The sequence below is a fragment of the Stenotrophomonas sp. TD3 genome, from assembly GCF_001939825.1.
Lineage (GTDB): Bacteria > Pseudomonadota > Gammaproteobacteria > Xanthomonadales > Xanthomonadaceae > Stenotrophomonas.
On record NZ_MOYM01000001.1, the window covers coordinates 793682 to 818764 of the forward strand.

24 protein-coding genes are annotated in these 25083 nt (G+C 66.9%); 8 read left to right on the plus strand and 16 right to left on the minus strand.

What is annotated here, in order from left to right; all coding sequences use genetic code 11:
• Positions 1-32: 32 nt before the first annotated feature.
• The 6 genes from BKE09_RS03820 to BKE09_RS03845 all read right to left on the minus strand — a co-directional run bounded on the left by BKE09_RS03820 (position 33) and on the right by BKE09_RS03845 (position 5628).
• A complete protein-coding gene (locus BKE09_RS03820) occupies positions 33-668 on the minus strand; it encodes a glutathione S-transferase N-terminal domain-containing protein (RefSeq protein ID WP_075674863.1) in 636 nt (211 codons plus the stop codon).
• Between the two features lie 134 nt (positions 669-802).
• The gene (locus BKE09_RS03825; protein WP_014036596.1) at positions 803-1552 is read right to left on the minus strand and encodes a cytochrome c1; all 750 of its coding nucleotides are present in this window, start codon (positions 1550-1552) and stop codon (positions 803-805) included.
• Positions 1545-2804, minus strand: coding sequence for a cytochrome bc complex cytochrome b subunit (locus tag BKE09_RS03830; RefSeq protein ID WP_075674864.1), 1260 nt, complete (start codon positions 2802-2804; stop codon positions 1545-1547). Before BKE09_RS03830 ends, BKE09_RS03825 begins: the two co-directional genes overlap by 8 nt.
• Positions 2804-3424 (minus strand): ubiquinol-cytochrome c reductase iron-sulfur subunit, encoded by a 621-nt coding sequence (gene petA, locus BKE09_RS03835; protein ID WP_004151998.1) that lies wholly within the window; start codon positions 3422-3424, stop codon positions 2804-2806. The genes BKE09_RS03830 and petA overlap by 1 nt, the downstream gene beginning before the upstream one ends.
• Positions 3425-3689: 265 nt before the next feature.
• Positions 3690-4613: a lytic transglycosylase domain-containing protein gene (locus BKE09_RS03840; protein WP_075674865.1), complete on the minus strand. Its 924-nt coding sequence runs from the start codon at positions 4611-4613 to the stop codon at positions 3690-3692.
• Between the two features lie 46 nt (positions 4614-4659).
• Positions 4660-5628: a WYL domain-containing protein gene (locus BKE09_RS03845; protein ID WP_075674866.1), complete on the minus strand. Its 969-nt coding sequence runs from the start codon at positions 5626-5628 to the stop codon at positions 4660-4662.
• A gap of 80 nt (positions 5629-5708) precedes the next feature.
• Here BKE09_RS03845 and BKE09_RS03850 point away from each other — a divergent pair, with 80 nt between their 5' ends.
• Positions 5709-6329 (plus strand): glutathione S-transferase family protein, encoded by a 621-nt coding sequence (locus tag BKE09_RS03850; protein WP_012510589.1) that lies wholly within the window; start codon positions 5709-5711, stop codon positions 6327-6329.
• Positions 6330-6435: 106 nt separating this feature from the next.
• On the plus strand, positions 6436-7854 hold the full coding sequence (gene miaB, locus BKE09_RS03855) for a tRNA (N6-isopentenyl adenosine(37)-C2)-methylthiotransferase MiaB (protein WP_049399909.1): 1419 nt from the start codon (positions 6436-6438) through the stop codon (positions 7852-7854).
• Between the two features lie 200 nt (positions 7855-8054).
• Here miaB and BKE09_RS03860 read toward each other — a convergent pair whose 3' ends face one another.
• The 3 genes from BKE09_RS03860 to BKE09_RS03870 all read right to left on the minus strand — a co-directional run bounded on the left by BKE09_RS03860 (position 8055) and on the right by BKE09_RS03870 (position 11064).
• A complete protein-coding gene (locus BKE09_RS03860; RefSeq protein ID WP_049446108.1) occupies positions 8055-9167 on the minus strand; it encodes an ABC transporter permease in 1113 nt (370 codons plus the stop codon).
• Positions 9164-10042 (minus strand): ABC transporter ATP-binding protein, encoded by an 879-nt coding sequence (locus tag BKE09_RS03865; RefSeq protein ID WP_075674867.1) that lies wholly within the window; start codon positions 10040-10042, stop codon positions 9164-9166. Before BKE09_RS03865 ends, BKE09_RS03860 begins: the two co-directional genes overlap by 4 nt.
• A 65-nt stretch (positions 10043-10107) precedes the next feature.
• The gene (locus tag BKE09_RS03870; protein ID WP_075674868.1) at positions 10108-11064 is read right to left on the minus strand and encodes an HlyD family efflux transporter periplasmic adaptor subunit; all 957 of its coding nucleotides are present in this window, start codon (positions 11062-11064) and stop codon (positions 10108-10110) included.
• A gap of 396 nt (positions 11065-11460) precedes the next feature.
• Between BKE09_RS03870 and BKE09_RS03875 the strand changes: the two genes are divergently transcribed.
• From BKE09_RS03875 to BKE09_RS03900, 6 genes are all read left to right on the plus strand, one after another.
• Positions 11461-12447: a PhoH family protein gene (locus tag BKE09_RS03875; RefSeq protein ID WP_014036588.1), complete on the plus strand. Its 987-nt coding sequence runs from the start codon at positions 11461-11463 to the stop codon at positions 12445-12447.
• Positions 12444-12929, plus strand: a complete 486-nt coding sequence (ybeY, locus tag BKE09_RS03880) for an rRNA maturation RNase YbeY (RefSeq protein ID WP_014036587.1) — start codon at positions 12444-12446, stop codon at positions 12927-12929. The genes BKE09_RS03875 and ybeY overlap by 4 nt, the downstream gene beginning before the upstream one ends.
• Positions 12930-13032: 103 nt before the next feature.
• Positions 13033-13602, plus strand: a complete 570-nt coding sequence (locus BKE09_RS03885) for a hypothetical protein (RefSeq protein ID WP_075674869.1) — start codon at positions 13033-13035, stop codon at positions 13600-13602.
• 64 nt (positions 13603-13666) lie between these two features.
• Positions 13667-14548, plus strand: coding sequence for a transporter associated domain-containing protein (locus BKE09_RS03890; protein ID WP_014036584.1), 882 nt, complete (start codon positions 13667-13669; stop codon positions 14546-14548).
• 62 nt (positions 14549-14610) lie between these two features.
• Positions 14611-15813: a DUF4105 domain-containing protein gene (locus BKE09_RS03895; RefSeq protein ID WP_139319672.1), complete on the plus strand. Its 1203-nt coding sequence runs from the start codon at positions 14611-14613 to the stop codon at positions 15811-15813.
• 6 nt (positions 15814-15819) lie between these two features.
• Positions 15820-16842: a magnesium and cobalt transport protein CorA gene (locus BKE09_RS03900; RefSeq protein ID WP_014036582.1), complete on the plus strand. Its 1023-nt coding sequence runs from the start codon at positions 15820-15822 to the stop codon at positions 16840-16842.
• Positions 16843-17033: 191 nt separating this feature from the next.
• On the opposite strand, the gene BKE09_RS03905 is transcribed toward BKE09_RS03900, so the two are convergent.
• From BKE09_RS03905 to BKE09_RS03935, 7 genes are all read right to left on the minus strand, one after another.
• On the minus strand, positions 17034-18398 hold the full coding sequence (locus tag BKE09_RS03905) for an NAD-dependent succinate-semialdehyde dehydrogenase (RefSeq protein WP_075674871.1): 1365 nt from the start codon (positions 18396-18398) through the stop codon (positions 17034-17036).
• A gap of 83 nt (positions 18399-18481) precedes the next feature.
• On the minus strand, positions 18482-19324 hold the full coding sequence (locus BKE09_RS03910; RefSeq protein ID WP_075674872.1) for an ABC transporter permease subunit: 843 nt from the start codon (positions 19322-19324) through the stop codon (positions 18482-18484).
• Positions 19321-20253, minus strand: coding sequence for an ABC transporter permease subunit (locus tag BKE09_RS03915; RefSeq protein WP_075674873.1), 933 nt, complete (start codon positions 20251-20253; stop codon positions 19321-19323). Before BKE09_RS03915 ends, BKE09_RS03910 begins: the two co-directional genes overlap by 4 nt.
• Positions 20250-21386 (minus strand): polyamine ABC transporter ATP-binding protein, encoded by a 1137-nt coding sequence (gene potA, locus BKE09_RS03920; RefSeq protein ID WP_049446127.1) that lies wholly within the window; start codon positions 21384-21386, stop codon positions 20250-20252. The genes BKE09_RS03915 and potA overlap by 4 nt, the downstream gene beginning before the upstream one ends.
• 189 nt (positions 21387-21575) lie before the next feature.
• Positions 21576-22685 carry a polyamine ABC transporter substrate-binding protein gene (locus tag BKE09_RS03925; protein WP_075674874.1) on the minus strand — a complete coding sequence of 370 codons (1110 nt, stop codon included), beginning with the start codon at positions 22683-22685 and terminating at the stop codon, positions 21576-21578.
• A gap of 91 nt (positions 22686-22776) precedes the next feature.
• Positions 22777-24174 (minus strand): glutamine synthetase family protein, encoded by a 1398-nt coding sequence (locus BKE09_RS03930; protein WP_014036577.1) that lies wholly within the window; start codon positions 24172-24174, stop codon positions 22777-22779.
• Positions 24171-24932, minus strand: a complete 762-nt coding sequence (locus tag BKE09_RS03935; RefSeq protein ID WP_075674875.1) for a gamma-glutamyl-gamma-aminobutyrate hydrolase family protein — start codon at positions 24930-24932, stop codon at positions 24171-24173. Before BKE09_RS03935 ends, BKE09_RS03930 begins: the two co-directional genes overlap by 4 nt.
• Between the last annotated feature and the right edge of the window lie 151 nt (positions 24933-25083).

Sequence of the window (25083 nt, forward strand, 5' to 3'; positions counted from 1 at the left end):
GTCGGCGTGCAGACGGGTTACGCAAGGTCGGATCAGACCGGCAGATCGCGCAGCTTCTTTTCCTGGTCGGTCAGGCTGCGGACGAAACCCGGGTGGCGGAAGATGCGGTTGCCATAGTCCTCGATCGCCTTGCCATCCTTCGGCAGCGGCACGTCCAGCGACTGCAGCCGCCAGATGATCGGCGCCATCGCGCAGTCGGCCAGGCTCATTTCCGGATTGAGGAAGAACTTGCTGGCCTTGAACAGCGGCAGCGAGGCGGTCAGCAGTTCCTTCAGGCGCTTGCGGCCGGCCTCGGCCTGGGTCTTGTTGCCCAGCTGGATGGCCTGCACCTGCGGCACCCAGTCGTGCTCGATGCGCAGCATGGCCAGGCGGATGCGCGCACGCGAGAGCGGATCGACCGGCATCAGCGGCGGATGCGGGTAGCGTTCGTCCAGGTATTCGCTGACCACCGACGCGGCGTACAGCACCAGCTCGCGCTCGACCAGGGTCGGAACCGAGTGGTACGGATTGAGATCGATCAGGTCTTCAGGCGGGTTCTGCGGATCGACCGGAACGAAGTCGTAGGTGACCCCCTTGGCCGCCAGCACCAGGCGTACCCGGTGGCACAGTACGTCGTCGTTCGAGGAAAACAGCGTCAGTGTATTGCGCATGCGTACGCTCGCCGCCATCAAAGGCTCTCCCACGACAGGAGACCGCCTGCCGCATCGGCGCCGCCGGCACCGTGCCAGCGGTCGACTCCTCCCCGAGTGTGCAACCGACCATCACAAAAGCCAATAGGCCCGTGCGATGGCCGGCGGCAGAATCAGTGAACGTCCTTCCAGTATTCCTTCTTCAGCAGGTACAGCAGGAAGGTCAACAGGGCCAGGAACAGGATCACCCATACGCCCAGCTGCTGGCGCTTGAGCGCGGACGGTTCGCCGGCGTATTCGAGGAAGTTGGTGATGTCCCGCACGGCCTGGTCGTACTGGCCGGCATCCACCGAACCGGGCGTTTCGATGCGCAGGCCGGTCACCGGCGGGTCCATGCCGGGGGCCTCGGGCTTGCCATGCACGGCATGCTGCAGGCCCTGCATCTCCCACAACGGGTTGGGCATGGAGGCATTGGCGAACAGCGCGTTGTTCCAGCCCAGGGGCCGGCTGCTGTCCAGGTAGAACGACTTGAGGTAGGTGTAGACCCAGTCGCTGCCGCGTACCCGCGCGATCAGGCTGAGGTCCGGCGGCATCTTGCCGAACCACTTCTCGGCGTTCTCCTTCGGCATTGCCACCGGGATCGGGTCGCCGATCGCCGAGCCAGTGAAGTTGAGGTTGTTCATCACCTCTTCTTCGGTCAGGCCCAGGTCCTGCGCCATCCGCGAATAGCGCAGGTACTTCAGCGCATGGCAGCCGGAGCAATAGTTCATGTACAGCTGCGCGCCGCGCTGCAGCGAGGCGCGGTCACCGAGGTCGTTGCCGGCCTGCAGCAGCTTGGTGCCGCCCTCGGCGGCGGAAGCCAGGAAACTGCCCAGCATCAGGGTGGCCGCCAAGGCCAGCCGGACCATCCAGCGCTCAGTCATGCGTGGTCACCCTCTCCGGTACCGGCTTGGTCTTGTCCAACCTTGTCCATAGCGGCATGGTGATGAAGAACGCGAAGTACAGGAAGGTCAACACCCGCCCGATGTAGGTTTCGTGCACGTCGGTGCCCGGGCCGGAACCAATCACGCCCAGCCACACGAAGCACACCGCCAGCACGCCCAGCATCACCTTCGAGATCCAGCCGCGGTAGCGCACCGACTTCACCCGCGCCTTGTCCAGCCATGGCACCAGGAACAGGATCGCGATGGCCGAGAACATCACCAGCACGCCACCCAGCTTGTTCGGCACCACGCGCAACATCGCGTAGTACGGCGTGTAGTACCAGACCGGCTTGATGTGCTCCGGGGTCACCAGACGGTTGGCCTCGGTGAAGTTGTCATGCTCCAGGAACAGGCCGCCGAAACCGGGCGCGAAGAAGATGATGAAGGCGGCGATGATCAGCAGGAAGCCGGCACCGACGCCATCCTTGAGCGTGTAATAGGGATGGAACGGAATGCCGTCGGCCGGCGCGTTCGGCGACCAGCGATTGCCCTTCGGCCCCTTCTTGATCTCCACGCCATCCGGGTTGTTCGACCCCACTTCGTGCAGCGCGCCCAGGTGCAGCACCACCAGCAACAGCAGCACCAGCGGCAGTGCGATGACGTGCAGCGCGAAGAAGCGGTTGAGCGTGGCGTCACTGGGCAGGTAGTCGCCCATGATCCATTCGGTCAGGCCGTTGCCGATCACGGGTATCGCGCCGAACAGCGAGATGATCACCTTGGCGCCCCAGAACGACATCTGGCCCCACGGCAGCACGTAGCCCATGAAGGCTTCGGCCATCAGCACCAGGTAGATCATCATGCCCAGGATCCACACCAGCTCGCGCGGTTTCTGGTAGCTGCCGTACAACAGGCCACGGAACATGTGCAGGTAGACCACGATGAAGAACAGCGAGGCACCAGTGGAATGCATGTAGCGGATCAGCCAGCCCCACTCCACATCACGCATGATGTATTCGATGGAGCCGAACGCCTCGGCGGCGTTGGTCTTGTAGTGCATCGTCAGGAAGATGCCGGTGACGATCTGGTTGACCAGCACCAGCAGCGCCAGCGAACCGAAGTAGTACCAGATGTTGAAGTTCTTCGGCGCGTAGTACTCGGTGACGTGCTTGCGGTAGACCGGCATCAGGCCCGGCGCGCGGGCGTTGACCCAGTCGGCCACGCCGCTGGCGGTACGAGCGAGGATATTGGCCATCAGGCTGCCCCCTGCGGATCGACACCGATGATGATGGTGTTGTCGTCCTGGTAATGGTGCGCGGGCACCTTCAGGTTGATCGGCGCCGGCACGTCCTTGAAGACGCGGCCGGACATGTCGAAGCGCGACTTGTGGCAGGGGCAGAAGTAGCCGCCCTTCCACTGCGGGTCATAGGGCTCGGGCCGGATCTCGGCGACCATTTCCGGCGAGCAGCCCAGGTGCGTGCACAGGCCGACCAGCACGGAGATGTCCGGCTTGATCGAGCGCAGCTCGGGGTTCTGCTTCAGCACGTAGTCCGGCTGCTGGTCCTTCTCGCCGGACTCGGGGTCCTTGAGGCGGCCATCCAGCCCGTGCAGCGCATCCAGGATCGCCTTGGACCGCTTGACGATCCAGATCGGCTGGCCACGCCATTCCACGATCAGGCGTTGGCCTTCCTGCAGGGCACTGATGTCGGCCACCACCGGTGCGCCGGCAAGCTTGGCGCGGGCACTGGGGTTCCAGGATTTGATGAAAGGAACGGCGGTGAATCCGACGCCGACGGCGCCCACCACGGCTGTGGTGGCAGAAAGAAAACGCCGACGTCCGGTGTTGACTGGATCGTGTACCCCATCGTTGGCCATCCGGCACTCCGATATTGATTAGGTAGCTTTAAGGCTGCCAGCGGATCCGGTGGGGGCCAGAGCCGCATTGAATCATGGGCGAGTGTAGCGGAACCGTCGCGCGCCACACAACGCATTGCAACAACATTGATTGCGGGATTGCCGGCCAGCGGCCGGCACTACCCTTCAAAGAAGTGCCGACCAACGGTCGGCACCTACCGTTCAAGGCGTGCCGACTGACAGTCGGCACCTACCTGTTCAAGGTGTGCCGACCAACGGTCGGCACCTACTGGTGACTCAGGGCGGTGCGGTAACGCTCGGCCAGCTGCCCGACCCGGCGCACGTAGTACTGGGTCTCGCTGTAGGGCGGCACGCCACCGTGGCGGTCGACCGCGCCTTCGCCGGCGTTGTAGCCGGCCGCGGCCAGGGTCAGGTCGCCATTGAAGCGTTTCAGCAACCACGCAAGATACTGCACGCCGCCTCGGATGTTCTGCCCGGCATCGTAGGAGTCGCTGACCCCGAAACGGGCCGCGGTCGGCGGCATCAGCTGCATCAGGCCCTGCGCGCCAGCGCGGCTGAGCGCGGTCGGGTTGTAGGCCGACTCGGCGTGGATGATGGCGCGCACCACGGCTTCGTCGACGCCGAACTCGCGCGCGGCCGAGGTGATCTCGGTCTGGAACGCGGTGGTGTTCAAGCGCACCGAACCGAAGTCCACACGCGGGTTGACGCCGCAGGCGTAGCAGCGCTCCATGAAACTGTAGCGGATGGTGCGCACCGGGCCGAGGTTGGCCACCTGGGTCGGCCGCGCACTGGTGTAGTGGCGCACGCCATCCTTCATGAAGGAATAGACCTGGCCGCTGACCATGCGCCCGCTGCGCGAGGCGACCGGGGTCGCGGGTACGGCGGCTGGCGCAGCCGCCGGCGGGGACGCAGCCGCCGGTGCCGCAGCACTGGCTGCCACCGCCACCGGGTTGCGCTCGATGCTGGCCACGGTGGTCGGCGCCGGCTTCGCCGCGGCCACCACCGGGCGCGGTGCCGGGCGGAGGTCGCGGCTGTAGCTGATGGCGCTGCAGCGGGCCCCGGCCACGCGCTTGCTGACGTAGCTGGTGACGCCGTCGGCGCCCTGGCACTTGAACAGGGTGCCCGCGCTGGCCGGCGCAGCGGTCAGCGCAGCGATGATGATCGCCGTTGTCCCCAGTATCCCCTTCATGCCGGCGAGTGTCCCAGCTTCGCCGGGGCTTGCCAAGCGACGCGGCTCAGCCTGTGACCGGCGGCACAGCCAGCACCTGCCCCAATCCGGCCAGGCGCTGTGCCAGTTCATCGCGCAGGCCCGGCGGCGTGGTCCACAACGCCACCGGCACCCGGTCCAGGCTGAGGATCTGCGCCAGCATCATGCCGCGGCTCTCGGCGCCCATGCGCAGCAGGCAATGGTCGGGCCCATCGGCCTCCAGCACACCACACCAGGGCGGGATGCGGCCTTCCAGCTCGGCACGGCTGCCGGCCAGGCGGACGATCGCCTGCAGCGCGAACGGGGCCTGGCTGACCGCCTGCCGCACCATCACATCCGGCGGTGCGGGCGTACGTCGGTGCATGCCCGGCTCGGCGCATTCGCGCACCGCGCCCATCCGGTCCACGCGCAGGGTGCGCCAGTCCTGCCGGCCGAGGTCCCAGGCCAGCAGGTACCAACGCCGCCCGTAATTGACCAGGTGCTGCGCCTCGACCTCGCGATGGGTCACCGCTTCCTGGGCACTGCGGTATTCGAAGGCCAGCCGTGACGCCTGCCGGCAGTGCTGGGCCAGCCGTCCGAGCAGGCGTGCGTCGGTGGACGGAAGGTCGGACAGGGTGGCCGTCGCCGCATGCACCTCGCCGGCCTGCTGGCGGCGACGGGTCGGCACCAGCGGGTCGAGCTTGGACAACAGGCCGCGTGCGGTGTCGTCGATGCCGGCGACGGTCGCCGAGGCCGCGCGCAGGGCGATGGCCAGGGTGGTCGCCTCCTCCTCGTCCAGCAGCATCGGCAGCACCGGCGCCCCTGCCCCCAGCTGGTAGCCGCCGCCAACCCCGGACGAGGCCTGGACCGGATAGCCCAGTTCGCGCAGGCGCTCGATGTCACGGCGGATGCTGCGCCGGTCCACGCCCATGCGCTCGGCGAGCTCGGCCCCGGACCACTGGCGGCGGGCCTGCAGCAGGGCGATCAGGCGCAGCAGTCGATGGGCGGTGTGGCGCATGAAGGATCGAGGACAGAAGTCGTCCGCAATAGTGCCTCAGGATGGCCTCCAGTTCACCACCCACCGCAAGGAGCAATGCCATGACCTCACGCCAGATCACCCTGTACCACGCCGCCCGTTCGCGCTCGAGCGGCGCCGTGGCCCTGCTCGAGGCGCTGGGTGCGGACTACCGCATGCAGGTGCTGGACCTGAAGGCCGGCGCCAACCTGGCCCCGGCCTACCTGGCCATCAACCCGATGGGCAAGGTGCCGGCCATCGTCCATAACGGTGCGCTGGTGACCGAACAGGTGGCGATCTACCTGTACCTGGCCGACCTGTATCCGGAGGCCGGCCTGGCACCGCCGATCGGCGATGCCCTGCGCGGCCCCTACCTGCGCTGGATGGCCTTCTATGGCGCCTGTTTCGAGCCGGCGATGATCGACAAGGCGATGCACCGCGAGCCGCCGCCGCGCCTGATGTCGCCGTACAACGACGCCGAGACCGTGCTGCAGGTGATCGAGGCCCAGCTGGCGCAGGGCCCCTACCTGCTCGGCGAGACGATGAGCGCCGCCGACGTGCTGTGGGGCAATGCGCTGGCCTGGACCACGGCCTTCGGCCTGGTGCAGCCTGCGCCGGCCACGGCTGATTACATTGCACGGATGAGCGCGATGACCGCCTTCGACCGTTCGCGGCAGATCGATGCGGAGCTGGCAGCGGCGTAATCGCGTCGCGCCATCGCCGGGGCCGACCAACCACCGGCGGACGGCGGGAGGGCCGGGATGCGGGTAGAATTGCCCGCTTTCCCGCCACCCGAATGGATTAAGCGCCATGACCGGGACGCCAGACGTCTTTCCGCCCGCCACGCCGGGCGGTACCCCGCTCGTTGCCCTGCCCGCCGGTCCGCGCAAGCCCGACCAGGTGAAAGGCAAGCTGTACATCAAGACCCACGGTTGCCAGATGAACGAGTACGACTCGGCCAAGATGGCCGACGTGCTTGCCGCCAGCGATGGCCTGGAACTGACCGACAGCCCGGACGACGCCGACGTCATCCTGGTCAATACCTGCTCCATCCGCGAGAAGGCGCAGGAGAAGGTGTTCAGCCAGCTGGGCGTATGGAAGGGCCTGAAGAACAAGGGCCGTGAGGTCATCATCGGCGTGGGCGGCTGCGTTGCCTCGCAGGAAGGCGAAGCGATCATCAAGCGCGCGCCGTTCGTGGACCTGGTATTCGGCCCGCAGACCCTGCACCGCCTGCCGGAGCTGATCCGTGCACGTCGCGAGCAGAAGCGCCCGCAGGTGGACATCAGCTTCCCCGAGATCGAGAAGTTCGACCGCCTGCCCGAGCCGCGTGCCGAAGGCGCTTCGGCGTTCGTGTCGATCATGGAAGGCTGCTCCAAGTACTGCTCGTTCTGCGTGGTGCCCTACACCCGTGGCACCGAAGTCAGCCGCCCGTTCGAGGACGTGGTGGTGGAAGTGGCGCAGCTCGCCGCGCAGGGCGTGCGCGAGATCAACCTGCTCGGCCAGAACGTCAACGCCTACCGTGGACCCTATGGGGATGGCGAATTCGCCGACCTCGGCCTGCTGATCCGCACCATCGCCGAGATCGATGGCGTCGGCCGCATCCGCTTCACCACCTCGCATCCGCTGGAGTTCAGCGATTCGCTGATCGATGCGTTCCGCGACGTGCCGCAGCTGGCCAATTTCCTGCACCTGCCGGTACAGGCTGGCAGCGACCGCGTGCTGTCGGCGATGAAGCGCGGCTACACCGCGCTGGAATTCAAGTCGAAGATCCGCAAGCTGCGCGCGGTGCGCCCGGACATCTCGATCAGCTCGGACTTCATCGTCGGCTTCCCCGGCGAGACCGATGCCGATTTCGAAAAGACCATGAAGCTGATCGAGGACATCGGCTTCGACCACAGCTTCTCCTTCATCTATTCGCGTCGCCCGGGCACGCCGGCCGCGGACCTGGAGGACACGATCAGCGATGCCGAGAAGCACGCGCGCCTGTCGCGCCTGCAGGAACGCATCAATGCCCACGCCGCCGGCATCTCCGAAAAGATGGTCGGCACCGTGCAGACCGTGCTGGTGGAAGGGCCCTCGCGCAAGAACCCGAACGAGCTGACCGGCAAGACCGAAAACATGCGTTCGGTGAACTTCCCGGCGCCGGCGCGATTGATCGGCCAGTTCGTGGACGTGGTGATCACCGAAGCGCTGACCAATTCGCTGCGCGCGCGGGTGGTGGCGGAATAAGGCGTGCCGACCAACGGTCGGCACCCACCGAGAGAGATTTGCTGACCAACGGTCGGCACCCACCGAGAGAGATTTGCCGACCAACGGTCGGCACCCACCGAGAGAGATTTGCCGACCAACGGTCGGCACCCACCGAGAGAGATTTGCCGACCAACGGTCGGCACCTATCGGGGTGGATGCCGACCGTTGGTCGGCATGCCTTAATCCAGGCGTTTGCGGAAACGCAGGATGGCCAGGGTCATCATCACCACGATGAAGGCCAGCAGTGCCAGTGCGTCGTGCCACAGCTCCCACAGTGAGGCGCCGCGCAGCATGATGCCGCGCACCAGGCGCAGGAAGTGGGTCAGCGGCAGCACCTCGGCCAGCCACTGCACCGGCCGCGGCATGCCCGCGAACGGGAACATGAAGCCCGACAGCAGGATCGACGGCAGGAACAGGAACAGCGTCATCTGCATCGCCTGGAACTGCGAGCGCGCGCGCGTGGAGATCAGCAGGCCCAGCGCCAGGTTGGCCAGCACCAGCAGCACCGCAGCCAGGTAGATGTCCAGCAGGCTGCCGCGAATGGGTACCTGGAACAGCCAGGTGCCCAGCACCAGTACCAGCGTGGTCTGCAGCAGACCGATGGCCGCATAGGGCAGCACCTTGCCGACCATCAGCTCGCTGCGCGACACCGGTGTGGCGATCAGCAGTTCCATGTTGCCGCGCTCGCGTTCGCGCACCACCGCTACCGCCGTGAACATCACCAGGGTCATGGTCAGGATCACCCCGATCAGGCCCGGCACGATGTTCACCGCCGAGCGCCGTTGCGGGTTGTAGAAGCTGATCACGCTGACCGGACCACTGGCGATGCTGCCTTCGCGCAGCGGACGCGTGTTGCTGGTCGGACGCGTATCCAGCGGCACCTGCGCCAGCTGGATCGCCGCGCTCTGCACCACGGTGTCGCTGCCATCGACCAGCACCTGCACCGCTTCGCGACCGTCGAAGCGGCGACGCTCGAAGTCGGCCGGCACCACGATGCCGACACTGATCTCGCCACGGCGCAGCGCCTGCATCAGCTGGTCCGGCGTGTAGGCTTCGCTGCGCGGCGTGATCACGCCGGTGGCCACCATGTCCTGCACCAGTGCGCGCGAGGCGGCGCTGTTGGCCTGGTCGGCGACTCCCGCATCGAGATGGCGCAGGTTGAGATTGATCGCATAGCCGAACAGCAGCAGCTGCATCACCGGAATGCCGACGATCATCGCCAGCGTGATGCGGTCGCGGCGCAGCTGCCGCAGCTCCTTGAGCATGATTGCCCACAGCCGGCGCAGGTTCATGCCGCCGGCTCCCGGCCCCGACCGCGGGTGGCGGCCACGAACACGTCTTCCAGGTTCGGTGCGACGGCGTCGATCCGGGCCTGCGGATCAGCACTGGCCAGCGCCTGCCGCAATGCGGGCGTGTCGGCAGCCCCCTCGCTGCACAGCACGCGCAGCTGTGTGCCGATCTGCGCCACGCTCAGCACCCCGGGCAGTTCGGCCAGCGCGCGGCTGGCCTGGCGCGGCTGCGCAGACGTGACCTGCAGCGTGCGCCCTTCCAAACGCGCGCACAGCTCAGCCGGCGTGCCATCAGCCACCAGCGCGCCACGATCAAGGATCGCCAGCCGATGGCAGCGTTCGGCTTCGTCCATGTAATGGGTCGACACCAGCACCGTGGTTCCGGCATCGGCCAGCTCGAACAGCGCCTCCCAGAAATCGCGGCGCGATTCGGGATCGACCGCGCTGGTCGGTTCATCCAGGAACAGCAGTTCGGGCGAATGCACCACGGCGCCGGCCAGGGCCAGGCGCTGCTTCTGTCCACCACTGAGCGTACCGGCCAGCTGCGGCTGCCGGTCCTGCAGCCGGTACTGCTGCAGCAATGCGTCCACCCGTTGCCCAGCCTGCGCACGCGGCAGGTCCTGGATGGCGGCGAGAAACTCCAGGTTTTCGCGCACCGACAGGTCTTCATACAACGAGAAGCGCTGGGTCATGTAGCCGATGCGCCGGCGCAATGCCTCTGCCTGCTCGGGCACGGCCAGGCCCAGCACCTCGATCTGCCCCGCGCTGGGCTCCAGCAGGCCGCACAGCATGCGGATGGTGGTCGACTTGCCGGACCCGTTTGGGCCGAGGAATCCGTACACCTGTCCGCGTGGCACGGTCAGGTCGACGTTGTCCACGGCCAGAAGATCGCCGAAGCGGCGCGTCAGCCCGCGTGCGTGGACCGCAATGTCCTCGCCGGTATTCAGAAGCGCACCTGCACCGGCAGCCCGGCCGGAAGCTTCTGCATGTCGGCGGCCGCGTCCACTTCGATCTCGGCCAGATAGCTCAGCCGTTCGACGTCATCGCCGGTCAACGCGTAGTACGGGGTGAATGAAGGCTCGCTGCGGATCGCGCGCACGTGCCCCTTCAACACGGTGCTGCCGCCTTCCAGCTGTATCTGCGCGGCCTGCCCGACCTTGACCTGCAGGCGCAACGGCTGCGGCAGGTAGACACGTGCGTAGGGGCGTTCGCCGACCAGCATCACTGCCAGCGGCGCCCCGATCGGTGCCTGGTCACCCTGCCGGTACGGCAAGGCATCGACCACGCCATCGCGCGGTGCGCGCAGCTGCAGCTTCTGCAGGTTGACGCCCTGCACCACCTGCTGCGCCTGTGCAGCGTCGGCGGCTGCCTGGCCCTGGGCGATGTCCTGCGCGCGGCTGCCGTGCACCAGTTCCAGCCAGGCCTGCTCGGCGGCACGCACGCTGGCCTCGGCATTGCCGGCAGCGGCCCGCGCACGGTCCAGCTCGGCGGCGGCGATCAGGCGCTGCCGTGCCAGCGGCTGCACCCGGCGGTAGTAGGCACTGGCTTCGGCGGACCGCGCGCGCAACGCGGCCAGCTGCGCCTGGGCCTGTGCAATCTGTTCCTGGCGCGGGCCGATCTTCAGCTCTTCCAGCTGGGCCTGCGCGCGTACCGTGTCGGCCTGCGCTGCGGCGAACTGAGCGTCGCCGCGGGCGGGGTCGAGCTGCATCAGCACCGTCCCGGCCTTGACCTGCTGGCCCTCGCGCACCTCCACTGTGGCGATCACTTCGGCCGCCGGTGCCGGCACCGTGATCCGGTCCCACTCCAGCGTGCCGAGTGCTGCAGGCGGCGTCTGCCCACATCCCGCCAGCAGGCCGATGCCCGCCAGTCCGATTCCACGCATCCCGTTGCCGATGCCCATGCCATCCCCTCCTGCGACGGCGCCACGGTGCCATGCGCCCTGTGCACCCGCAATGATCCCGATCAGGGCTGACGGTTTTTTCACCACGCAGCGGCGAGCCGCTTGCCACAAGGCTCCGCGCCACCTATCCACAGGTTCGCTGCAACGCCGTCCACATCGCATGTGGAAAACCCGTTCGCGCCTGGCCATATTTTCACCACGGCATCATCTTCCTTGTGGCACAAGCGCTGCGAAGGACTATCCACAGCTTTCTGCAACGCCGGTCCACACCCGGTGTGGAAAACCGCGTGGCGCCACACCGTTCCGATGCCCGCGCTGGCCGCCCGCCCGGCACGCGCGTAACCTTGTCATCCCGAGTCCATCGCGGTGGACGGCGAACCCGCCCCACCCCAAGCAATGAAAAGCATCGAGCATCGAGACTTCACCCTGTCGCCGGAAGACAACGAGCGGCTGGCCAACCTGTGCGGCCCCTTCGACGGCCACCTGCGCCAGATCGAGCTGAAGCTCGGTGTGGAGATCGCCAACCGTGGCTTCGTGTTCCGCATCAGCGGGCCCGGCGAGGCGATCGTGGAAGCGCAGAAACTGGTCGAAGCGCTGTACGCCGAAGCCGGCGAGACCGTCTTCGACAACCATGCCATCCACCTGCGCCTCGCGCAGGCCAATGTCGAGCAGATCGCCGAGCGCTCCTACGAAGCGCAGGACGTGGCGATCAAGGTCAAGCGCGGCACGGTACGTGGCCGCGGCGCCAACCAGGGCCGCTACCTGCACCAGATCGCCACCCATGACATCAACTTCGGCATCGGCCCGGCCGGTACCGGCAAGACCTTCCTGGCCGTGGCCAGCGCGGTCGAAGCGCTGAACGAATCGCGGGTGCAGCGCCTGATCCTGGTGCGCCCGGCGGTGGAAGCCGGCGAGAAGCTGGGCTTCCTGCCCGGTGACCTGAGCCAGAAGGTCGACCCCTACCTGCGACCGCTGTACGACGCCCTGTACGAGATGATGGGCGTGGAGAAGGTGGTCAAGCTGCTGGAAAAGAACGTCATCGAGATCGCACCGCTGGCCTACATGCGGGGCCGCACGCTCAACGATGCCTTCGTGATCCTGGACGAAGCACAGAACACCACCATCGAGCAGATGAAGATGTTCCTGACCCGCCTCGGCTACGGCTCCACCGCCGTGGTCACCGGTGACCTGACCCAGACCGACCTGCCCAAGCACGTGAAGTCCGGCCTGCGCGATGCCATCGACGTGCTGCGCGAGGTCGAGGGCGTCAGCTTCACCTTCTTCGAATCCCGCGACGTGGTCCGTCATCCGCTGGTGGCGCGCATCGTCAGCGCCTACGACCGCCGCGACCTGCATCAGATCCAACCTGGAGCAACTCCATGACCCGTGGTCCCGTGCGACTGGACGTCGCCGTCAGTTATGCCCTGCCGCGCACCGGCCTGCCGGCGGCGGTGAGTTTCCGCAAGTGGGTGGCCGCTGCGCTGAAAGGCCGCATCCGCGAGGCCGACCTGGCCATCCGTGTGGTCGATGCCAAGGAAGGGCAGTCGCTGAACCGCCATTACCGCGGCAAGGACTACGCCACCAACGTACTCAGCTTCCCGGCCGAAGTGCCCGAAGGCCTGCCCAAGGGCGTGAAGTTCCCGCTGCTGGGCGACCTGGTGATCTGCGCACCGGTGGTGGCCCGCGAGGCCGATGAACAGGGCAAGGCGCTCAACGCCCACTACGCGCACCTGACCGTGCACGGCGTGCTGCACCTGCTCGGCTGGGACCACGAGGACGACAAGGAGGCCGACGCGATGGAACAGCTGGAGCGCGAGATCCTGGCCGAGCTCGGCATCGCCGACCCCTACGCCGGCGAACGCTGACGCCTGTGCAGCCGAGCCCACGCTCGGCTCCAATGCATCGCCCCCGCAAACCTGACCGAAATGCGGCCGAGCATGGGCTCGGCTCTACAACGGGAATTTCTTCGTGCTGCTGCGTATTGCCCTGCCCCTGCTGCTCGCCGTGTCCGCCCCGGCCGCCGCCCTGGACCTGCCGGCCCTGATTGAATGCCGTCAGGGCGTAGCCGATCACGCTGCGCTGGCGCCGCTGCTGGCTGATCCGCTGAAGGCCGTCGCCCAGGGCCTGCAGCCGCTACCGCAGGGCAACCAGTTCATGAGCGAGTACCGGCTGGCCCAGCCGATCAGCGTGTTCGGCACCCGCACCGAACGGGTCGCCGTGACCGGGTCCAGCGTCATGGCGATCCTCGACCAGGCCGATCCACGGCCGCTGGCCAAACAGCTGGGGCTGGAGACCGGCTACGACCAGGACGGCAAGTTCATGGCCGGCCGCGAGCTGGTCAGCCGCGACGTGACCGACCCGAAGTCCGGCGAGGCCCAGATCGAGTCGATCATCCTCAGCGTCTCCACCGTGGCCTCCCATCCCGGCAAGACCCTGGCCGGCTGCACCTACAGCCTGGACCTGCCCGAGGAAGAAGCGCCCGCCCGGCCTGAACTGGCCCCGCCGCCGATCACCGGACCGGGCAGCGACGGTCACTGACAGGCCGCTACATCCTGCTAGACTGGGGCCAACGCCCGGCCTGCCGGGTGCCTTTTTTCCAGAGATGTCAGAAGACGACAGTAGTAGCTCCGCACAGGAGCCCAGTGAAAAGAAGCGCGGCTGGCTTGAACGCCTGACCTCCGCCTTCTCCGGCGAACCCCATACCCGCGACGAGCTGGTCGCTGTCCTGCACACCGCGCAGGAAGAGGGCCTGATCGCCGCCGATACCCTGAAGATGATGGAAGGCGCCATTTCGGTGGCCGAGCTGACCGTGGGCGACGTGATGATCTCGCGCTCGCAGATGGTCTCGCTGCCGGTCGAAGCGCCCTTCCTCGAACTGATGAAGCAGGTGGTCGAATCCGGCCATTCGCGCTTCCCGGTGCACGGCGAGAACAAGGACGACATCCTTGGCATCCTGCTGGCCAAGGACCTGCTGCGCGGCGTGGTCGCCGACAACGGCCCGGCCAACGTGCGCGAGCTGCTACGCCCGGCGGTGCTGATTCCGGAGGCGAAGAAGCTCAACGTGCTGCTGAAGGAATTCCGCCTGTCGCGCAACCACATGGCCATCGTGGTCGACGAGTACGGCGGTGTCGCCGGCCTGGTCACCATCGAGGACGTGCTGGAACAGATCGTCGGCGAGATCGACGACGAGCATGACGAGGCCGAGGATCCGTCGGCGCAGATCGCCATCCAGTCCGACGGCCAGTACGTGGTCGACGCGCTGACCCCGATCGGCGACTTCAACGAACGCTTCGGCGCCACCTTCTCCGACGAGGACTACGACACCATCGGTGGCCTGGTCACCGAGGCCGTGGGCCACCTGCCGGAAGTCGGTGACGAGCTGGCGCTGGACCGCTTCATGTTCCGCGTGGCCCGCGCCGATGCGCGCCGGGTCCAGGCCTTCCACGTGACCGTGCTGCCGCCGGACGCGCAGGACGACGCTTGAAGCGCGGTGGCCCCCTCCTGGCACTGCGCCTGACGCTGTGGCTGGCACTGTGCGTGCTGGCCATGGCCCTGCCGCTGGCCGCCTTCGCGCAGCCGGCGGCAGCCACACCCACGCCTGTTGCGCGTGCCGCCGGCGCCGAGGCCCCCGCCCCACGCATCGGCGTGGTGACCATGCAGCCGGGCACGGTGTTCTTCGAGCGCTTCGGCCACGACGCCATCGTCGTGATCGATCCGGTCAGCGGCGAAGCGACGTCGTACAACTTCGGCTACTTCGATCCGTCCGAGGACGATTTCATCAGCCGCTTCGTGCGCGGCGACATGATGTATTACCTGGTGGCGCTGCCGCTGCAGCAGGACCTGTCGTACTACGATGAGACCGGCCGTGGCGCCAGCGTGCAGTGGCTGGACCTGCGCCCCGACCAGGCGCGTGCCCTGGCCGCCGACCTGGCCGAGCGGGCCAAGCCGGAAAACGCGCGCTACCACTACGACTACTACACCGCCAACTGCGCCACGATGGTGCGCGACACGGTGGACAAGGCGCTGGGTGGTGGCCTGCAGTCGCAGCTGTCGGGGCGCTCGCGCGGCAATACCTACCGCAGTGAATCGGTGCGCCTGGCCTCGCCGGCACCGTGGATGTGGCTGGGCTTCGATGTCGGCCTCGGGCCGTTCGCCGACCAGCCGCTGTCGCGCTGGCAGGAAGCCTTCGTGCCGATGCGCCTGGCCGACGCACTGCGCCAGGCGCGTAACAGCGATGGCCGGCCGCTGGTGCAGTCCGAACAGGAACTGCTGCCGCACCGCATCGACCCGGAGCCGAAGGAGTTCGCGCGGCGCTGGTGGCCGTGGTTGCTGTGTGGCCTGGTGATCGCCGCCGGCATACTGGCGCTGCGCAGCCGCCCGCGGCTGCTGGCCGGGCTGGCCCTGCCGTTCTGGCTGCTGTGTGCCCTCGCCGGCAGCCTGCTGGTGTTCCTGTGGGGCTTCAGCACCCACTACGCCGCTTGGGCCAACCGCAACCTGCTGCTGCTTTCGCCACTGGCCGTGCTGCTGCTGCCGGGTGCGATCAGCCTGCTGCGCAGGCGCGTGCCGGGCCGCATGTTCAGGATCGTGCTGTGGCTGCTGGCGGTGCAGGCGGTGGCGGCGCTGGTGCTGCACTGGCTGAGCCTGCAGGCGCAGTACAACGTGCAGTGGATCGTGCTGCTGCTGCCGGTGCATGTGGCGCTGGCGTGGGTACTGGGGCGCCATCCTCACTTGTCCGAAACACGGCACTGACGCACGATGGCGGGCATGTCATTGCCCGCCTCCGCTTCCGCCCCTGCCTCGGCCAACCCCGCCTGCGTCATCAACTGCGTCCACTACGATGACGAGGGCAAACGCCACGACATCAGCCTGGATGCCATCAGCGATGTCATTGCCAGTGGCAACGGCTTCGTCTGGGTGGGCCTGTACGACCCCAACGACGATGTGCTGCTGAAACTGCAGGAGGAATTCTGCCTGCACGACCTGGCCATCGAGGACGCGCGCAACGCACACCAGCGGCCCAAGGTCGAGACCTACGGCAACTCGCTGTTCGTGGTGGTGACCACCGCACAGATGGTCGACGAACGCATCCAGTACGGCGAAACCCACGCCTTCCTCGGCCCGCGTTTCCTGGTGACAGTGCGTCATGGCGCCTCGCTGTCCTATGCCCCGGTGCGGGCACGGGTGGAACGCGAGCCGCAGCTGCTGAAGATGGGCCCGTCGTACTGCCTGTACGCGGTAACCGACTTCGTGGTCGACAACTACCTGCCGATCGTGCACCGCTTCCGCGACACCCTGGACCTGCTGGAAAAAGACATCTTCGCCGACAACTACAAGCGCAGCACGGTGGTGCGGCTGTACGAGCTCAAGCGCGAACTGAACAAGATGCGGATGGCGGTGGCGCCGCTGCAGGATGTGCTGGCGCAGCTGCGCCGCTACCAGGGCGACCTGATTCCCGATGAAGTGAAGCTCTACGTGCGCGACGTGCACGACCATGCGGTACGCATCAGCGATGTGATCGACACCCTGCGCGAGATGCTGGGCACCGCACTGAGCGTGAACCTGTCACTGGTGACGCTGGCGCAGGGCGAGACGGTCAAGCGCCTCGGTGCGTGGGCCGCACTGCTGGCGGCGCCGACGCTGATCACCAGCTGGTACGGCATGAACTTCAGCCACATGCCGGAGCTGAGCGAACCGTGGTCGTACCCACTGATGATTGTTGGCGTGGGCGGCGTCTGCGTGGGGCTGTACCGGTTGTTCAAGCGCGCGAAGTGGTTGTAGGGCGTATCGACCAACGGTCGATACCCACCAGGCACGGAGGGCATCGATACCCACCAGGCACGGGGGCGTCGATACCCAGCAAACCGGTAGGCCACGACCGTTGGTCGTGGCACATGACCCGCCTTGGGTAGTGCCGGCCGCTGGCCGGCAACCAGGCAATGCCGGCCAGCGGCCGGCACTACCGTTGGGAATCAAGCCACGTAGACGGTCTTGATGTTCATGAACTCATGGATGCCGTGGTCGGCCAGCTCCCGACCGAAGCCGGACTGCTTGCTGCCACCGAACGGCAGCCGCGCGTCACTCTTGACGATGGCGTTGACGAACGCGGCGCCGCATTCCATGCGCTGTGCGAAGGCCTCGCCTCGCACCGGATCACGCGTCCACACGCTGCCGCCCAGGCCGAAGCGGGTGTCGTTGGCCACGCGCAGTGCCTCGGCCTCGTCCTTGACCCGGATCACCGCAGCCACCGGCCCGAACAGCTCCTCGTCGTAGGCCGGCATGCCCGGGCCGACCTGATCGAGCACGGTCGCCGGATAGCCGGCATGGGTGCCGGCAATCGGCTCACCGCCGAACAGAACGCGCGCGCCCTTGGCCACGCTGGCCTGCACCTGCTTGTGCAGTTCATCGCGCAGGTCCGCGCGCGCCATCGGCGCCAGCGTGGTGCCACGCTCATTGGGATCGCCGTACTGGCGCTCGCCCGCGGCTTCAACGAAGCGCCGGGTGAACTCATCGGCCACCGCATCGACCACGATGAAGCGCTTGGCCGCGATGCAGGTCTGCCCACTGTTGTCGAAGCGCGACTTCACCGCCGCCGCCACGGTCTTGTCGAGGTCGGCATCGTCGAGCACCACGAAGGCATCGCTTCCACCCAGCTCCATCACCGATTTCTTCAGCTGGCTGCCGGCATTGGAGGCGATCGAGCGCCCTGCCCGCTCGCTGCCGGTCAGTGTCACCGCCTTCACCCGTGCGTCGCGCAGCACCTCGGCGGCCTGGTCGTTGCCGATGTGCAGCACGTCGAACACACCGTCCGGCAGGCCTCCGTCCCGGCACACCGCCAGGATCAGGTCGGCGCACTGCGGCACGTTGCTGGCGTGCTTGAGCAGGGCCACGTTGCCAGCCATGAACGCCGGCGCGAGGAAACGGAACACCTGCCAGATCGGGAAATTCCACGGCATCACCGCGAACACGCAGCCGATCGGCTCGTAGCGCACGTAACTGCGCTGGGCTTCGGTATCGATCAGCTGCGGCTTCAGGTAGTCGGCAGCATGGTCGGCGTAGTACTCGCAAGCGGCCGCGCACTTGTCGACCTCGGCCAGCGCTTCGGCCTTGAGCTTGCCCATCTCGTGGGTCATCGCCTGCTGCAGATCGTCACGGCGCGCGCGCAGCTGCGCGGCAATCCGGCGCAGGATGGCACCGCGATCCTGCAACGAGTGATCAGCCCAGCCGGGGAAGGCATCGGCAGCAGCCTGCAGGCGCTGCTCGATGTCGGCAGCACCCATCAGTTCATGGCGGTAGGTCACCAGGCCGGTGGCCGGGTCGACAATCTCGACGGTCATGGGGGATCTCCATCTGGAAGATCCCCATTGTGCGCGGTTGCCCGTGAGCCGGATGTTGCCGGATCAGCCGGCAGGCCGCCGGCTCAGCCGTTGTCCTGCCGTGCCAGCTGCAGGTCGCGCTGGCGCCGTTTCTCGGCGCGGGCATTGATGTACCAGCCGATCACCGCGGCGATCGACACCGCCGACACCAGCAGCGTGGCCAATGCGTTGATCTTCGGGCTGATGCCCATGCGCACCGAGGCGAACACCTTCATCGGCAGCGTGGTCGAGCCCGGCGTGGCCACGAAGCTGGCCACCACCACGTCATCCAGCGACAGGGTGAACGCCAGCAGCCAGCCCGCCACCAGCGCCGGCGCAATGATCGGCAGGGTGATGCGGCCGAACACGGTCAACCGGCTGGCACCCAGGTCCATCGCCGCTTCTTCCAGCGACAGGTCCATTTCCTGCAGGCGCGAGGACACCACCACGGTGACGAAGCACAGGGTGAAGGTGACGTGCGCGATCCAGATCGTGGCCAGGCCGCGCGCCGGGAAGCCGGGGATCGCGCCCATCGAGGCCAGCAGCGCCATCAGCGAGAAGCCCAGGATCACATCCGGCATCACCAGCGGCGCGGTGACCAGCGCACCGAACATCGGCTTGCCACGGAATCGCTTGAAGCGGGTCATCACCATCGCCGCCAGCGTGCCCAGCACGGTGGCGGTACAGGCGGTCCAGAACGCCACCACCAGGCTGGTCCACATCGCATCCATCAGCGCGCGGTCGGCGAACAGGTCGCTGTAGGCGCGGGTGGAGAACCCGGCCCAGACCATCGCCAGCCGCGAGCTGTTGAACGAATAGAACATCAACAGCAGGATCGGCAGGTAAAGGAAGGCGAAGCCGAGCAGCAGCACGCCCAGCCCCAGGCCCTTGGCGGAACGCGGGCTCATGCCTGCTTCCCTTCCAGCAGGCGCTGCTGGGAACGGTTGAACAGCAGGATCGGCACGAGTAGCAGCAGGATCATCGCCACCGCCATCGCCGAGGCGCCCGGCCAGTTGCGGTTGTTGAAGAACTCGTTCCACAGCTGGCGGCCGACCATCAGCGTCTCCGAGCCACCCAGCATTTCCGGGATCACGAATTCACCCACCGCCGGGATCATCACCAGCATGCAGCCGGCGATGATGCCCGCCTTCGACAGCGGCAAGGTGATGCGCAGGAACGCCTGCCACGGCTTGGCGCCGAGGTCGTAGGCCGCTTCCAGCAGGCGGTGGTCATGCTTGACCAGGTTGGCGTACAGCGGCAGCACCATGAACGGCAGGTAGCAGTAGACGATGCCGATGTAGGCGGCGGTCGGGGTGTCGATCAACTGCAGTTTCGGCAGGCCCATCGACGTCATCAGCGACTGCAGGCCGGTGAACTGCAGGAACTGGTCGAGCAGGCCGTTGCGGTCCAGGATCGCCTTCCACGCGTACACGCGGATCAGGAACGAGGTCCACGACGGCAGCACCACCAGCATCATCGCCACGTTGCGTGCGGCCGGCGACAGGCGCGCGATGGCATAGGCCATCGGATAGCCGATCAGCAGGGTGAGGAAGGTGGAGATCGCCGCGATCTTGATCGAGCTCAGGAACGCCTGCGCATAGATCGAATCACGGAACAGCGCGAGGTAGTTCTCCAGGTTCAGCTTCAGCGAGAAGCCGCCGTCCGCGTACTGCAGCAGCCAGGTGTACGGCGGCGAGCCGACCCGGCTGAGCGAGAAGCTGATCATCAGCACGATCAGGAACGGCACTGCGAAGAACAGCAGCAACCACAGGTACGGAATGCCGATCACCGTGGCACGCAGCCCCGGCAGCCAGCGCTTCAGGCCGCTGACGCTCATGAGGTCAGCACCACGCCGTCGTTGTCGCGCCAGTGCACCCATACACTGTCGCCCCAGGTCAGGCCATCGCTGGCCCAGCGCTGCGAGTTGGCGAAGTTGGCCAGCACCTTGGCGCCGCTGGGCAGGCGCACGTGGTAGACCGAGTGGCTGCCGAAATAGGCGATGTCCTCGATCACGCCCTGCGCCTTGTTGGTATGCCCTTCCGGCTCGTCCTTGCCGATCATCACCTTCTCCGGACGCAGCGCGAACGCGACCGGCTGCCCTTCATAACCGGTGATGCCATGGGCGATGTAGATCGGTGCAGGGAACAGAGGCGAGCGCACGGTCACGTACTCGGGCAGGTCCTCGTCGATCACCCCGTCGAACAGGTTGACCGAACCGATGAACTCGGCGACGAAACGGTTGGCCGGCTGCTCGTAGACTTCGTCCGGCTTGCCGACCTGCTGGATCCAGCCAGCATCCATCACCGCGATGCGGGTGGCCATGGTCATCGCCTCTTCCTGGTCGTGGGTGACCATCACGCAGGTCACGCCCGACGATTCGATGATGCTGACCAGTTCCAGCTGCATCTGCGAGCGCAGCTTCTTGTCCAGCGCGCCCATCGGCTCGTCCAGCAGCAGCAGCTTCGGCCCCTTGGCCAGCGACCGCGCCAGCGCCACGCGCTGCTGCTGGCCACCGGACAGCTGGTGCGGCTTGCGCTTGCCCAGGTGGCCCATCTGCACCAGCTCCAGCATCTCGCCGACGCGCTTGCTGATCGCCTCCTTGCCCAGGCCGTCCTGCTTCAGGCCGAAAGCGATGTTCTGCTCGACCGTCATGTGCGGGAACAGGGCATAGGACTGGAACATCATGTTGACCGGCCGCTGGTACGGCGGCAGTGCGTCCAGGCGCTGGCCATCGAGGGTGATGCTGCCCTTGGTGGGCGTCTCGAAGCCGCCCAGGCAGCGCAGCAGGGTCGACTTGCCACTGCCGGAGCCACCGAGCAGGGCAAAGATCTCGCCCTTGCGCACGTCCAGGTTGACGTCGTCGACGGCGACGAAACCGTCGAATTCCTTGCGCAGGTCACGAATGGAGAGATAGCCGGGCGCACCGGTCGTGTCGACGACGGTGGCTACCGGCTGGGCTTCAACGGGCATGGGGGCTCCGGGAGCGGGCGGTGGACAGCGGCCGCCATTCTAACGGCCGGGGGCCGCAGGGGATATGACGGCGACGGGTGGCACCCACCGGGCCAGGGGGATCTGCAGATCTGGTGGGGGCCGACCGTTGGTCGGCCCTGCCGGAAAAGCATGCCGACCAACGGTCGGCACCCACCTGCCAGCCAGCCCTTAGCGCCCGGTCTTCACCTCGGTCCACAGCCGGGTGTAGAGCTTGTCAGTCTCCGGCGTGTTGATCGAATAGGTGAACATCTTCTCGGCCACGTCGGCCGGCGGGTAGATGGTCGGGTCGGTACGGATCGCCTCATCCACCAGCGGGGTCGCAGTCGGCACCGGGTTGGCGTAATGGATGAAGTTGGTGTTGGCCGCGGCAACCTTCGGCTGCAGCAGGTAGTTGATGAAGGCGTAGGCGGCTTCCGGGTGCTTGGCGTCCTTCGGGATCGCCAGCATGTCGAACCACTGCGGAGCGCCTTCCTTCGGGATCGAATAGGCCACGTGCACGCCATTGCTGGCTTCCTCGGCGCGGTCGCGGGCCTGGATGATGTCACCCGACCAGCCGACCACCAGGCAGGTACCGCCGTTGGCCAGCGAACCCACGTACTGCGAGGAGTGGAAGTTCTGCACGTACGGGCGGATCGACTTCAGCAGGTCGGCGGCCTTCTGCAGCTCGGCCGGGTCGCCGCTGTGCGGGTCCAGGCCCAGGTAATGCAGTGCGATCGGGATCATGTCCGCCGGCGTGTCCAGGATGGTCACGCCGCAGTCCTTCATCTTGCTGATGTTCTCCGGCTTGAACACCAGGTCCCAGCTGTTGGCGATGTCGGCGCTGCCGCCGAAGCGCTGCTTCAGCATGTCCACGTTGTAGCCGATGCCGGTGGTGCCGATCATGTACGGCACGCCGTACTGGTTGCCCGGGTCCTGGGTGGCGATGCGCTTCATCACCGCCGGATCGAGGTTGGCCAGGTTCGGGATCTTGCTCTTGTCCAGCGGCAGGAACACGCCGGCCTGGATCTGGCGGCCGAAGAAGTTCAGGGTCGGCACCACCACGTCATAGCCGCTGTTGCCGGCCAGCAGCTTGGTCTCGACCATCTCATCGCTGTCGAACACATCGTAGGTCACCTTGATGCCGCTCTCCTTCTCGAAGGTCGGAATGGTGTCCTCGGCGATGTAATCGCTGTAGTTGTAGACGTTCAGGACCTGGCTGTCCTGCGCGTCGCCGTTGCCACCGCTGCAGGCGGCGAGCATGGCGGAGGCCAGGCCGAGCGTGAGGATACGCAGCTTCATCGGGTGCTCCAGAATGCGGGAAGGGGGGCCGGCGGGGCCGGCGACGGGTGCCAGCCTACCCCCCGGCGGCGGATTTTTCTATTCCGGATGCTCAGACGTTCAGCAGCAGGAACTCGCGCTCCCACGAGCTGATGACGCGGAAAAAGGTCTCGTATTCCTTGCGCTTGACCGATATGTAGGCCCGGCAGAAGCGCTCACCCAGCAGGGCCTGCAGCTCGCTGCACTGCTCCAGCCCGTCCAGCGCCTCGCCCAGCGAGCGCGGCAGGTTGTACCCCAGTTCCTTGGCACTGCCGGTCACCGGCGCATCCGGCGCCAGCCGCTCGCGGATGCCGAGCAGGCCGCAGGCCAGGGTCGCGGCCATCGCCAGGTAGGGATTGGCATCGGACCCGGCGAAACGGCTCTCCACGCGCATGTTCTCCGGCGTATCCAGCGGCACGCGCAGGCCGCAGGTGCGGTTGTCGAAGCCCCAGTGGACGTTGCTCGGCGAGACTTCGCCGAACACCAGCCGGCGGTAGGAGTTCACGTTCGGCGCGAAGAACGCCATCGCCTGCGGTGCGTACTTCTGCAGGCCGCCCAGATAGTGGCCGAACACCGGGCTGAACTCGCCCTCGGCATCGGTCTCGCCGGCGAACACGTTGCTGCCATCGCTCACCCGCACCAGGCTCTGGTGGATGTGCATGGCACTGCCCGGTTCGTTCTCCATCGGCTTGGCCAGAAACGTGGCATACACCCCGTGGCGCATCGCTGCCTCGCGCATGGTGCGCTTGAACAGGAACACCTGGTCGGCCAGGTCCATCGCGTCGGCATGGGTGAAGTTGACTTCCAGCTGCGCCGCGCCGGATTCATGGATCAGGGTGTCCACGTCCAGCTTCATCGCATCGGCGTAGTCGTACATCAGGTCGAGGATCGGGTCGAACTCGTTGACCGCATCGATCGAGTACGACTGCCGCGCGGTCTCCGGCCGCCCGGAGCGGCCGGCCGGTGGCAGCAGCGGGAAGTCCGGGTCGGTGTTCTTCTGCACCAGGAAGAACTCCAGCTCCGGCGCCACCACCGGGCGCAGGCCCAGTTCGGCATAGGCCGCCAGCACGCGGCGCAGCACGTTGCGCGGTGCCAGCTCATGCGGCTCGCCGTTCTTGGTGTAGCAATCGTGGATGACCTGCGCGGTGGCGTCGGCCGCCCACGGCACCATCCGCACCGTATCCGGATCGGGGCGCAGCATCATGTCCGAGTCCGACGGCGAGGTCAGCTCGTAGTAGTCATCGGGAAACTCGCCGGTGACGGTGGTGGCGAAGATGCCTTCGGGCAGCCGCGTACCGTAGTCATGCGAGAACTTGTCGGCGGGAATGATCTTGCCGCGCGCGTTGCCGGTGATGTCCGGCACGAGGCATTCCACCTCGGTGATGCGCCGCTCCTTCAGCCAGCGCAGCAGCGTGCTTTCCTGCGGTGCGGGGGGCGTGGCCGTCTTGCGCGGGCGCGTTCGGGAACTCATCGGGAATCCAGTCGGTTCTGTTGGTGCTGCCGGCAAGCTTGGCCGAACGCACGGAAAATAGCGTGATAGAACGGCGCCTGCATGACATGCCACTCCGGGTGCCACTGTACGCCGAGCACGAAACGATGGTGCAGGCTGCGTGCCGCTTCGACCAGCCCATCGTCGGCCACGGCTTCCACCCGCAGCCCCTGCGCCAGGCGGGCGATACCCTGCCCGTGCACCGAATTGACCTGCGCGCGGCCACTGCCGTGCCACTGCGCCAGCCAGCCATCGGCGGCCAGGGTCACCGCATGGGCCGGCCCATACTGCACTTCCACCGGCGCCTGCGGGTCTTCGCGATGGTCGGCCAGGCCGGGCACCGCATGCACCTGCGGATGCAGGCTGCCACCCAGCGCGACGTTCAATTCCTGGAAACCGCGGCAGATCGCCAGCACCGGCAGATCCAGTGCCAGTGCCTCGTGCAGCAACGCAAAGGCATTGGCATCCCGGGCCGGGTCATGTGGATTGCCTGGCCAGCTGCGGCCACCCTCGTAGTGCTGCGGTTCGATATTGCTGACCGCGCCGGTCAGCAGCAGTCCATCCAGCCCCTGCAGCCAGTTGCCGGCCGGCAGCGGTGGCTGCAGGCTGGGCAACACCACCGGGGTCACCTCGGCCGCCTCGGCCAGCGCGCGAACGTACTTCTCGCCGGCCATCGCGAAACGGTGATGGCCGAGCACGGTGCTGTCGGTGGGCAGGCCCACCCAGGGCAGGCGGCGCATGGGAAAACTCCTTGGCGTGCCGCCACGTTACCCGTCGCCCGGCGAAGGCGGCAAGTAGGTGCCGTCACACCACAGCCGTCACGCATCGGCGAAACTAGGTTGGTGAACGCTGATCGACCTGCCCCGCTCCGTCCTCCTGCCCTGCACCCGC

Coding starts and splice junctions, on each gene's coding strand:
- BKE09_RS03820 (WP_075674863.1), bottom strand. CDS start 668: ATGGCGGCGAGCGTACGCATGCGCAATACACTGACGCTGTTTTCCTCG.
- BKE09_RS03825 (WP_014036596.1), bottom strand. CDS start 1,552: ATGACTGAGCGCTGGATGGTCCGGCTGGCCTTGGCGGCCACCCTGATG.
- BKE09_RS03830 (WP_075674864.1), bottom strand. CDS start 2,804: ATGGCCAATATCCTCGCTCGTACCGCCAGCGGCGTGGCCGACTGGGTC.
- petA (WP_004151998.1), bottom strand. CDS start 3,424: ATGGCCAACGATGGGGTACACGATCCAGTCAACACCGGACGTCGGCGT.
- BKE09_RS03840 (WP_075674865.1), bottom strand. CDS start 4,613: ATGAAGGGGATACTGGGGACAACGGCGATCATCATCGCTGCGCTGACC.
- BKE09_RS03845 (WP_075674866.1), bottom strand. CDS start 5,628: ATGCGCCACACCGCCCATCGACTGCTGCGCCTGATCGCCCTGCTGCAG.
- BKE09_RS03850 (WP_012510589.1), top strand. CDS start 5,709: ATGACCTCACGCCAGATCACCCTGTACCACGCCGCCCGTTCGCGCTCG.
- miaB (WP_049399909.1), top strand. CDS start 6,436: ATGACCGGGACGCCAGACGTCTTTCCGCCCGCCACGCCGGGCGGTACC.
- BKE09_RS03860 (WP_049446108.1), bottom strand. CDS start 9,167: ATGAACCTGCGCCGGCTGTGGGCAATCATGCTCAAGGAGCTGCGGCAG.
- BKE09_RS03870 (WP_075674868.1), bottom strand. CDS start 11,064: ATGGGCATCGGCAACGGGATGCGTGGAATCGGACTGGCGGGCATCGGC.
- BKE09_RS03875 (WP_014036588.1), top strand. CDS start 11,461: ATGAAAAGCATCGAGCATCGAGACTTCACCCTGTCGCCGGAAGACAAC.
- ybeY (WP_014036587.1), top strand. CDS start 12,444: ATGACCCGTGGTCCCGTGCGACTGGACGTCGCCGTCAGTTATGCCCTG.
- BKE09_RS03890 (WP_014036584.1), top strand. CDS start 13,667: ATGTCAGAAGACGACAGTAGTAGCTCCGCACAGGAGCCCAGTGAAAAG.
- BKE09_RS03895 (WP_139319672.1), top strand. CDS start 14,611: ATGGCCCTGCCGCTGGCCGCCTTCGCGCAGCCGGCGGCAGCCACACCC.
- BKE09_RS03900 (WP_014036582.1), top strand. CDS start 15,820: ATGGCGGGCATGTCATTGCCCGCCTCCGCTTCCGCCCCTGCCTCGGCC.
- BKE09_RS03905 (WP_075674871.1), bottom strand. CDS start 18,398: ATGACCGTCGAGATTGTCGACCCGGCCACCGGCCTGGTGACCTACCGC.
- BKE09_RS03910 (WP_075674872.1), bottom strand. CDS start 19,324: ATGAGCCCGCGTTCCGCCAAGGGCCTGGGGCTGGGCGTGCTGCTGCTC.
- BKE09_RS03915 (WP_075674873.1), bottom strand. CDS start 20,253: ATGAGCGTCAGCGGCCTGAAGCGCTGGCTGCCGGGGCTGCGTGCCACG.
- potA (WP_049446127.1), bottom strand. CDS start 21,386: ATGCCCGTTGAAGCCCAGCCGGTAGCCACCGTCGTCGACACGACCGGT.
- BKE09_RS03925 (WP_075674874.1), bottom strand. CDS start 22,685: ATGAAGCTGCGTATCCTCACGCTCGGCCTGGCCTCCGCCATGCTCGCC.
- BKE09_RS03930 (WP_014036577.1), bottom strand. CDS start 24,174: ATGAGTTCCCGAACGCGCCCGCGCAAGACGGCCACGCCCCCCGCACCG.
- BKE09_RS03935 (WP_075674875.1), bottom strand. CDS start 24,932: ATGCGCCGCCTGCCCTGGGTGGGCCTGCCCACCGACAGCACCGTGCTC.